Origin of the sequence: Nostoc sp. DedQUE04, assembly GCF_034530995.1 — a bacterium.
Lineage (GTDB): Bacteria > Cyanobacteriota > Cyanobacteriia > Cyanobacteriales > Nostocaceae > Nostoc.
Genome location: NZ_JAVRCA010000082.1, coordinates 27,414 through 37,087, shown reverse-complemented (window position 1 = coordinate 37,087; position 9,674 = coordinate 27,414). Strand labels below are relative to the sequence as shown.

10 protein-coding genes are annotated in these 9,674 nt (G+C 41.6%); 8 read left to right on the top strand and 2 right to left on the bottom strand.

The features are described from left to right. Positions 1-38 precede the first annotated feature (38 nt). A complete protein-coding gene (locus RM049_RS34760) occupies positions 39-155 on the top strand; it encodes an element excision factor XisI family protein (protein ID WP_416212683.1) in 117 nt (38 codons plus the stop codon). Here RM049_RS34760 and RM049_RS34755 read toward each other — a convergent pair. Further along, entirely contained in the window at positions 102-626 is a 525-nt protein-coding gene (locus tag RM049_RS34755; protein ID WP_322707434.1) for a hypothetical protein, read from the bottom strand. The two genes, RM049_RS34760 and RM049_RS34755, sit on opposite strands and share 54 nt — an antisense overlap. 76 nt (positions 627-702) lie before the next feature. On the opposite strand from RM049_RS34755, the gene RM049_RS34750 reads away from it, so the two are divergent. Further along, on the top strand, positions 703-921 hold the full coding sequence (locus RM049_RS34750; protein ID WP_322707433.1) for a hypothetical protein: 219 nt from the start codon (positions 703-705) through the stop codon (positions 919-921). Here the strand turns inward: RM049_RS34750 and RM049_RS34745 are convergent. After that, a complete protein-coding gene (locus RM049_RS34745) occupies positions 914-2,431 on the bottom strand; it encodes a DUF4157 domain-containing protein (protein ID WP_322707432.1) in 1,518 nt (505 codons plus the stop codon). The two genes, RM049_RS34750 and RM049_RS34745, sit on opposite strands and share 8 nt — an antisense overlap. 191 nt (positions 2,432-2,622) lie before the next feature. Here RM049_RS34745 and RM049_RS34740 point away from each other — a divergent pair, with 191 nt between their 5' ends. From RM049_RS34740 to RM049_RS34715, 6 genes are all read left to right on the top strand, one after another. Then, positions 2,623-2,862 (top strand): hypothetical protein, encoded by a 240-nt coding sequence (locus tag RM049_RS34740; protein WP_322707431.1) that lies wholly within the window; start codon positions 2,623-2,625, stop codon positions 2,860-2,862. Then, entirely contained in the window at positions 2,862-3,386 is a 525-nt protein-coding gene (locus tag RM049_RS34735; RefSeq protein ID WP_322707430.1) for a phage tail protein, read from the top strand. Before RM049_RS34740 ends, RM049_RS34735 begins: the two co-directional genes overlap by 1 nt. 23 nt (positions 3,387-3,409) lie before the next feature. Beyond that, positions 3,410-6,625 (top strand): hypothetical protein, encoded by a 3,216-nt coding sequence (locus RM049_RS34730; RefSeq protein WP_322707428.1) that lies wholly within the window; start codon positions 3,410-3,412, stop codon positions 6,623-6,625. Positions 6,626-6,663: 38 nt separating this feature from the next. Beyond that, positions 6,664-7,227: a hypothetical protein gene (locus tag RM049_RS34725; RefSeq protein WP_322707427.1), complete on the top strand. Its 564-nt coding sequence runs from the start codon at positions 6,664-6,666 to the stop codon at positions 7,225-7,227. A 116-nt stretch (positions 7,228-7,343) separates the two neighbouring features. Next, the gene (locus RM049_RS34720; protein WP_322686897.1) at positions 7,344-9,077 is read left to right on the top strand and encodes a VgrG-related protein; all 1,734 of its coding nucleotides are present in this window, start codon (positions 7,344-7,346) and stop codon (positions 9,075-9,077) included. Between the two features lie 49 nt (positions 9,078-9,126). Further along, a complete protein-coding gene (locus RM049_RS34715; RefSeq protein ID WP_322707426.1) occupies positions 9,127-9,624 on the top strand; it encodes a PAAR domain-containing protein in 498 nt (165 codons plus the stop codon). Positions 9,625-9,674 lie beyond the last annotated feature (50 nt).

Sequence of the window (9,674 nt, the reverse complement as noted above, 5' to 3'; positions counted from 1 at the left end):
TGGATATTAAACAGGGAAAAATTTCGATTGAGCAGAATATGACGGAAATGAGAGTGGCTCAAGAACTTGTAGAGCGAGGGGTTCCAAAAGATGATATTGTTTTAGGATTTCAATCTCCTGAAATGCGGGAATATACGGGCTATGGAGTTTTTTAACGACAACATCGCACTCGTAACACAATTTGTCGAAAGTCTAAATTTTCGGGAACCCCATTTTATAGTATCGAGCGATCGCACTTCTGCCTTCTTGGAATTAACTTCCGTCAAGACGTTTCGGTGTTTCGCGCACTCTGTATCAACTTCTGCCTTCTCGGAATTAATTTCCGTCAAGACGTTTCGGTGTTTCGCGCACTCTGTACCAACTTCTGCCTTCTCGGAATTAATTTCCGCCAAGACGTTTCGGTGTTTCGCGCACTCTGTATCAACTTCTGCCTTCTCGGAATTAAATTCTGCCAAGACGTTTCGGTGTTTCGCGCACTCTGCATCAACTTCTGCCTTCTCGGAATTAAATTCTGCCAAGACGTTTCGGTGTTTCGCGCACTCTGTATCAACTTCTGCTTTCACGTTTGAGTGTTTCGCGCACTCTGTAGCAACTTCTGCCTTCCCTGAAGTAACTTTTGTCTTCAACTAAGAGAACTCTAAAAAATAAATCATCCAATTTCACCGAATCAAAAGGACTTTCTCTTCCCCTGCAAAGATATCCTTGCTCCTCTACAAGAGCTGCGATCGCAGTTTAATTCAATTTGGGATAAATCTCTCTATAGGCTGCGTTAAGCGTTCGTGTTTGGATATTTTGACAGGCGATTTAGTTGTTTACGCCGTAACGCACCGAACCGATGATTTGGTGCGTTACTTTGTTAACGCACCCTACAAGATCGGGCGATCGCTCTGGATGGGTGGGGCAAAGCGATGTCTCAGTTAACCATTACCCCTCCTCCTGTCCCGCCTCCAGGTGGTGGTTCTTTAGGGTCATTGTCCTTCTTGAAATTGAAATTTTTTTCAAATATAATTTTGAAATACTCTCTCAAACGCTTCTTCATTTCATTGGATAGTTTGAGAAGTGCAGCATCTATAGCCGACTTTGCCTTCAGTTTATACGGTTTGCCTTCTGATTCGATGACTTGAGCAACTCTGGTATCAACAGCAGTTGTAGGGAGCTGGTCGATCAGTTGATCCAAATCACGGAATAGGTTCCTAAGCTGGGCTATGAAGTGGCTGCGGTTGGACTCTCTTGTTAAGTATTCGTTTTTAGCTACGTGTTGCACGATCCCGTCCTTGAGATCGCTGTAGGCTAATGTGTTAGTATCTTCTCCTGTCACCTGGCTACTGCTGAGGGAGCATGTGTCACGGTTGGAGTAGATGATACTTAGGGCTGTCTCGATCTCCCCGTTTTTGAATTCTGGTAGCAAATTGTTTAGATCGTTGAGGAGTTTTTGCACATGGTTGACGTAGTCCTCACCCTTTCTCTTTTCTGGCTGATCGCCGTCTTTTCCGTTCTTGGGACTAGCCAGTTGATGTCCGGCATTTTCCACCAGGTTTATCAATTTTTTACCGCGTTTCTCTTCGCTGCCGATTGCACCACCACTCTGCTGCACTACATGAGTCAGTTCATGTGCCAACAACTCCTGTCCGCTCCGACTCCCAGGATTATATTCTCCCGAACGAAAGAACACATCCTGTCCCGTCGTGAAAGCACGCGCCTGAATTGACCGATTCAACTGGTCAGATTGACCATCCGTGTGAACCTTCACCCCACTGAAATCTGCGCCAAACGCCATCTCCATCGGTTTGCGGATATTGTCTGCCATCGCCACTCCACCACCCCTAGCTTGGTTAATGGACGCTTCCAGGTCTGGTGCAGCAGCCATAGAAGCCTCACCTTGAGGCTGCACCATTGGCTTCATCTGTAATTCTTCCTCATCTTCTGGCAATGCTTCTCGTTGCAGTGTGCGATTGTCCAGAGGTTTCATTTGCAATTCTTCCTCATCCTCTGGCAATGCTTCTCGTTGCAATGTGCTAATGTTCAGAGGTTTCATCTGTAATTCTTCCTCATCCTCTGGCAATGCTTCTCGTTGCAATGTGCTAATGTTCAGAGGTTTCATTTGCAATTCTTCCTCATCCTCTGGCAATGCTTCTCGTTGCATAGACTGGCGATTTACAGGTTGCGCCATTGTTTGCATTACCTGCTGTGCGACGCTATCAGCTTCCTGTTCGTATTTGTCTCCAGGCTGGCTAATTGAGAGTTTTGCTTGGGGACTACGCAGTGGTATGCGACTGATATCGTGAGTGACTGGCTTATCGAGAGGTTGTATTTCAGGAACCGCTTGGCGTGAAATTGCCGACGACTCCAAACTAAAGCCGCGTGTTGGGTGTTTCAAGGATGGAATTGAGAAGCCTGTAGTAGTTTTCTTTTGGCTGACGTGTTCTCTCATTTTCTTCTCCAGAGGCCCAAGTAATAGCTAGGTGAATATTTTACTGTTACTGACATCTAGATTACAGCGATCGCACTTGTAACACAATTCACCCAAAGTCTAAATCCAGGCAAAAACTAAGTTCGACTTTTGGCTACTTTTGATTCTGATGCACTACCTTTAGCCTGGATTTAGGGAGAGTTTTTTTATTTATGGACTCAAAACAGCAACAAAATTTTTTCACCTTCGATGGAGATGTTGGCGGTACTGCTGGATACGCTGGGGTTTCGGCGGCATCTGATGCAAGCAAGGCAGCTATTGCTGCGGGTAAATACCTCAACGACTCACTGCTGATGAACCAGCTTACAGAACACGTATATAAACTTTTGCTAGAAGATTTGCGATTGCAGCGCGAAAGGATAGGTAGTTATGATTCTCAAAGGTGGTTGTGATGGCTACAGGCGCTAATAATGGCAACATTACTCACGAATTAAATTATGTCACTACTAATCGTTTCTACGTAGAAATAGACAGTTCTATTGCTGCATCTTTTGCGGAATGTACAGGATTAAGTATTCAAATTAAGAAAAATATTTTTCAGGAAGGTGGTGTTAACGACCAACAAAGAATTTATTTAGGTCATACAGAATTTGCAGACATAACTCTCAAACGTGGAGTTACCGACCATCCAGGTTTTTGGAACTGGATGAATGCAGTTTTTGATGAAAAAAAGAAAACATCTCGACGCAATGTCAATATTCTGATTTTCAATCAAGCCGGTGAAACGATGATGAGTTGGACTTTGATTGGTGCTATTCCTATAACCTGGAAAACACCTGCACTCCAAGCAGATGGTAAGGCGGTTGCTATTGAAGAATTAACTTTAGCTTATGAAGGCTTACAAGTTGCAAGGTCTACAGGAGGAGGCACTTCTGTACAACGGAATCAAAAAAGTGGATATTTCGTTTCTAGCTAATTGGCTATTTTTAAACGATAACTATGCAAATTATTCAATCTCCACTAGGAAACAATATTCAGCCCCTTGGGATAATATCATCTTTATCAAATCCTGAGAGAATGGTATTGAGAAAACAGTCTCCTTCTCTGTATTCACGAAGTAATTTTATTAACCCAATACAAACTCAACTCCCATTAGCTAAATCGTCTAAATTTTTCTTACCTCGTGAATATGAACCCTCGATACAATCATTAATAGGTTGGGATAGTTGGGATAATGAAGAGATAAATAGTGGTTTTCCATTACTTGAATCTGATTCTTTTGAATCAATAGCTATACCAGAAAATAATCATGTTAATAATAGTGAACTAGCAAAAGATAGTATTCCAGAGATCCTGCAAAATCGGATTGATCAAAAAAGGAGTGATGATACCTCCCAACAACAAAACATTAAAGGTAAATCTAAATCAAAAAAAATAAATAAACCTCAAAAGCCACTTGAGAAAAAATCAAAATCAAAATCTAAAAAAGCAGTCAAATCATCTGTGGCTAAAAATATCGTTCAAAGCAATATTACTATTAATGGTAATGAAGATAGCTTATTAGCATCAGATGAGCCTCTGTCTGTTGAGGCTAATTTGGAAAGACCCACATTGCAACTAGATAATGCTGTCGTTGAAAATTCTCTAGCTTTGCCGTCAGCATTTACCTCACCCGCTCTTGATGATGCAACTACTTTAACCCATCCTTTGGTAAATGATGAAAATACTGTAGTAGAGCATACTGCTGTACCTAATTCTGATTCTTCAGTTGCAAAAAAAACTATTGCAATACAACAAAAAATTGATTCCGGTGTTTCAAGTGAGTCTCTAGCGAGTATACCTGTTCAGTTAACACTTACCTCAGCCGAGATTGAAGACACACCTAATTTATTCAGAAACTCTGATAATAATGAACCGTTAGTAATTTCAGAGTCACAGTCTGCTATGGTGGTTAATGTCTCGGATGCCTCAGCAAATCTGACTTCACTGCAACGTGACAGCTATCTTGAGAGTACTAATAACGAGTTTACAGAAAGTCAGCCCATTTTAGTACCACCTGAGATTGTTGAAATACCAACAATTAGCGCCATATTGCCTGAGATAGGTGAAACTGCGATCGCACCACTTCTCACCACATCACCTGAGATTGCTGAAATACCAACAATTACTCCTACATCACCTGAAATTGGTGAAACAGCGATCGCACCACTTCTCACCACATCACCTGAGATTGCTGAAATACCAACAATTACTCCTACATCACCTGAAATTGGTGAAACAGCGATCGCACCACTTCTTACCACATCACCTGAGATTGCTGAAACACCAACAATTAATCCTACATCGCCTAAGATAGGTGAAACTGCGATCGCACCACTTAGCGCCACATCGCCTGAGATTGTTGAAATACCAACAATTAATCCTACATCGCCTAAGATAGGTGAAACTGCGATCGCACCATTTTCCGCCACATCGCCTGAGATTTCTGAAACACCAATAATTAGCACCATATCACCTGAAATTGGTGAAACTGCGATCGCACCACTTATCGCCACATCATCTGAAATTGGTGAAACACCGATAATTAGCGCTATATCGCCTGAGATTAGTGAAACTGCGATCGCGCCATTTTCCGCTACATCGCCTGAGATTGGAGAAACACCGATAATTAGCGCCATATCGCCTGAAATTGGTGAAACTGCGATCGCACCATTTATCGCCACATCATCTGAAATTGGTGAAACACCGATAATTAGCGCTATATCGCCTGAGATTGGTGAAACTGCGATCGCACCACTTATCGCCACATCATCTGAGATTGGTGAAACTGCGATCGCACCACTAACCGCGACATCGCCAGAGATTGTTGAAATACCAACAATTAGTGCCATATCGCCTGAGATTGGTGAAACTGCGATCGCACCATTTTCCGCCACATCGCCTGAAATTGGAGAAACACCGATAATTAGCGCTATATCGCCTGAGATTGGTGAAATTGCGATCGCACCACTTACCGTCACATCGCCTGAGATTGGAGAAACACCAATAATTAGCGCCATATCACCTGAGATTGGTGAAACTGCGATCGCACCACTTACCGTCACATCGCCTGAGATTGTTGAAACTGCAAGTATTTTCAGGGAAATTATTGATAATGAACAAATAGTAAAATCAGAATTTACCTCTGCGGTAACAAATGAAGAAAAGCCTGAAATATTAACCTTTGTTGATACCTCAGATAATCCCATCTCCCCAGAAAATGAGGTAAACACACTACCTCAAATTGAGCAAAATGCGATCGCAGAAAATTTGCCAGCACCTAAAGGTTATGCTACTGGTGGCCACGTAACAGATTCCCGCGTTGAAAATCGCCAGCAAATAGCACCCTCAGATACAGTACCTGCAATGCTTACGCCTGGGGAGTTTGTGATTAATACTAGAGATGCACAGAAGAATCTACCCCTACTACATCACATCAACACGGGTGGAACACCCCAAGATATTATCCTTCCAAGTTTACAGACACCCAATCCTACAGAACCAGAAGAAACAATTTCTCCAGAGACTCCGACTAAAGTCGATTCTTTTCCAGACACTTCATTACAGCTAAAAAGTACTGAGACTGATTCACCTGAGATATCCAATTCTTTAATTCCTTCTTCCTTGGGGTTGAATATTAATAAACAGAAACTTTCTATTCTCAATTCTCCAGAGATTCATACCCTTCACAATGAAACAACTGATGTAGGTGAATTCTCACCTCAATACTCATCACCTCCCCTAATTTTCCGAAAAGCAAATTCTACCACTAAGACATCTTCCCAATGGTCAAATACACCTTCTCAATGGTCAAGTGTGGAAGATTTACTAAATGGAAATGATGATGAATTCACTAGCTTTAATTTTAATGATGGAGAATCTAATAGCCATTATGAATTTTCTCATGTTTCAGAATCACCACAAGTTTTTGCTAAACACCTTCCTTCAGCTAGAGGCTTTGCTGATGGTGGAGAAGTTACTCCACCCGACATATCTAGAGAAATAGCACCAGTAACTGAGACGATAGAGAGCGCATCTTCATTTTCTCAAGAAGATGAGAAAGATGATACAGCCGATCTTGAAGCTTTAGCTCGTGAAGTTTATAGCAGATTACGACAACGAATAGAAATTGAGCGAGAACGACATGGTGGTTCCTCTGGTAGATTACCTTGGTAAATTTGTATTTAAGAATTAATTTTTGGAGAAATACTCAAATGGCAAGTCCAGCAGTTATTGTTATTCAAAAACGTCAACCGCAACTTGAGAAAGCCAAACTTGTAGCTTATAACGGTGAAGCGCCAGATATTGAATTAATGTTTAATCCTACAGATATTAGTTTCTCTCGGACTGTTAAGTGGGAAAGTAAGGATGGTAATAGAGGAACGACTCTACTTCCAAAAGTAAACTTTTCTGGCGTTGAACCTTACAAATTTACGCTCAAACAGTTACTTTATGATACTTATGAAACAAAAGAATCGGTGATGAAAAAATATATAGATAAAATTAAGAAAGGTGTAGAAACTATCAGTAAAGCAACTGATAAACGACCACCTGTTTATATATTTACATGGGGAAACGAGTATTTTTATTGCGTAATCACGAGTTTAACCTACACTTTAAATATGTTTTTGAGTGATGGTACACCAGTAAGGGCACTGGTAGATATAGCCTTGCAAGAAGTAGATAAGAATAACCTTCCTGGAGGCCGTCAATCTGCTTCTACAGGAGATGCTCGTGCGGGAGATCCAAAAGGACAAACACTGAGTAAGACAAAATAAATAATACCAATTTGAAAAAAGAATGCGACAAATAAACCATTTGTAGAGACGCGATGAATCGCGTCTTTAGCCAAAGAGGTGTTACTGAACATTCCATAAGTTATAAAGTAATAATTATGCCTGCAAAAAAAAGTCTTTATTTAAGCGAACCTAAAATACAAATAGATGGAAAACAGGCTTCTCCTGAATTAATGAAGGATTTGTTGCAAATCACAATCGAAGAAAGCCTTCATTTACCAGCAATGTTTACGCTAGTAATCCATAACAGCTATATTCCCGCATCTGACCGACCAGAAAACAAAGCTTGGCGACATGAGCCTTTATTTAAAATTGGTAAAAAAGTGAAGTTGGGTTTTACTTCGAGTACGACTCTAGATAATAACTTTCAAGAAGAGGTAGGCGAATTCCTCATTGAAGGCGAAATTACAGCGATGGAAGTTAACTTCAACGAAAAATCTGAAGCTGATATCATTGTTCGCGGTTATGATATTTCTCATCGTCTGCACAGAGGTCGTTATAATCGTTCTTTTTTAAATAAAACTGATAGCGATATAGTCAAGCAAATAGTTAAAGAAGTAGGCATAAAGCTTGGCAATATAGAGGCAACTGGTGAAGTTCATAAGTATGTTTTTCAAGAAAACCAAACTAATATGGAGTTTTTGCGAGAAAGGGCTGCCCGCATTGGTTTTGAGTTATTTATTACAGAGGAAAAGCTAAATTTTTGCAAACCAAAAACTCAGGGTTCTTTATCATTAAAATGGCTAGTTGATATTAATAAATTTAGTACCCGCGTTACCAGTGCTGAACAGATAAGTTCTGTAGAAGTACGCGCCTGGGACTATACCCAGAAAAAATTGATTAGTGGAACCGCCAAGAAAGAAAAGCAAATAACCGAGACAGGTAATCGGCTAGGAAGTAGTACTAGTAATGCATTTTCTAATCTTAAGTCTCCCAAAATGATTGTTGTAGATAAACCTGTTGCCAGTAAAAAACAAGCAGACACAATGGCTCAGGCTTTGTGTGATGAACTAGGGGGAGAATTTGTTTATGCAGATGCCAAAGCAGAAGGGAATCCTGAGATTCGTCCGGGACGGGTTATTAATCTTCAGGGTATGGGCGATCGCTATAGTGGTAAGTATTATGTTACAGAAACCCGCCATTTCTTCAGTCAACGCGTTTATGAAACTTATTTCAGCGTGCGGGGACTACGTTCTGGTAGCTTATTCACAACTCTATCTCCAGAAAAACGCTTACAGCCATCTGAGACTTTATTAGTGGGAATTGTCACTGATAATAAAGACCCAGAGGCATGGGGGAGGGTGAAGGTTAAGTTTCCCACGCTCACAGAAGAACATACAAGTGACTGGGCGAGAGTTGTAGCTGTGGGAGCAGGTCAAAATAGAGGTTTTGACTGTTTACCAGAGGTAAACGATGAAGTTTTAGTAGGTTTTGAGCATGGCGATATCCACCGTCCCTACGTTATTGGCGGAGTATGGAATGGCAAGGATGCACCACCGGAAAAGGTAAGGGATTCAGTTACAAGTGGTGTAAGATTACGCACCATTAAAACTCGTGTAGGTCATACTCTACAGTTTATTGAAGAAGATAAAGGAACTAGCAAAAAAGGTATTCGTGTAGAAACTGAATACGGTCACAAAATATATCTTAATGACAGTCAAAGGTGCATAGAGATCGAAACCAAAGGCGGTCATAGAATCAAAATGGACGATATGGCTAAATCTGTTTCAGTGAAATCAACAGGTAATATGTCATTAGATGCTGCTGGCAATATTGACATTTCAGCCAACGGTACGATTACAGTCAAAGGTGCGTTGATTCGACTTAATTAATTCGTAATTCGTAATTCGTAATTCGTAATTAACACAATAGGAGGTTGTCGTGGGTAGACCAGCAGCAAGAATTACTGACAATGTAGCGCATCCCTTACCCCCAGTTTTAACAGGAGGGCCGGGTAGTCCCAATGTGTTGATTGGGTCTTTACCTGCGTGGCGGGGTGTGCTTGCTGCCGCAGTACCAGGTTTACAGTCTGCCAAAACATCTTCTGATGCAGCTATCCAAGCGGCTGAGGCTGCTACTTTAGCGGCGGCTGGTACACCAGGGGCACCTGCTGCCTTAGCTGCGGAACAAACTACAAAGGCAACATCAGCTGCTACTATGGGTAGTGCGATCGCTGCTGCTGCTGCTGGTGCTGATATTCATAATTGCGCCACACCCTTGCCCGTCCCTCCCCACGGCCCTGGAGTTGTGATTGACGGTAGTCAGACAGTGCTGATTAACAATTTGCCTGCTTCTCGCATGGGCGACACCGTTTTAGAAGCATTGGGGCCACCAAATAAAATTATCAAAGGTAATCCCACTGTTTTGATTGGCGGTTGATTGGAGAGGCAGGGGGCAGGGGAATACTACGCCTACGAGTATCAAAGACT

Coding starts and splice junctions, on each gene's coding strand:
- RM049_RS34740 (WP_322707431.1), top strand. CDS start 2,623: ATGGACTCAAAACAGCAACAAAATTTTTTCACCTTCGATGGAGATGTT.
- RM049_RS34725 (WP_322707427.1), top strand. CDS start 6,664: ATGGCAAGTCCAGCAGTTATTGTTATTCAAAAACGTCAACCGCAACTT.
- RM049_RS34735 (WP_322707430.1), top strand. CDS start 2,862: ATGGCTACAGGCGCTAATAATGGCAACATTACTCACGAATTAAATTAT.
- RM049_RS34730 (WP_322707428.1), top strand. CDS start 3,410: ATGCAAATTATTCAATCTCCACTAGGAAACAATATTCAGCCCCTTGGG.
- RM049_RS34745 (WP_322707432.1), bottom strand. CDS start 2,431: ATGAGAGAACACGTCAGCCAAAAGAAAACTACTACAGGCTTCTCAATT.
- RM049_RS34760 (WP_416212683.1), top strand. CDS start 39: ATGACGGAAATGAGAGTGGCTCAAGAACTTGTAGAGCGAGGGGTTCCA.
- RM049_RS34720 (WP_322686897.1), top strand. CDS start 7,344: ATGCCTGCAAAAAAAAGTCTTTATTTAAGCGAACCTAAAATACAAATA.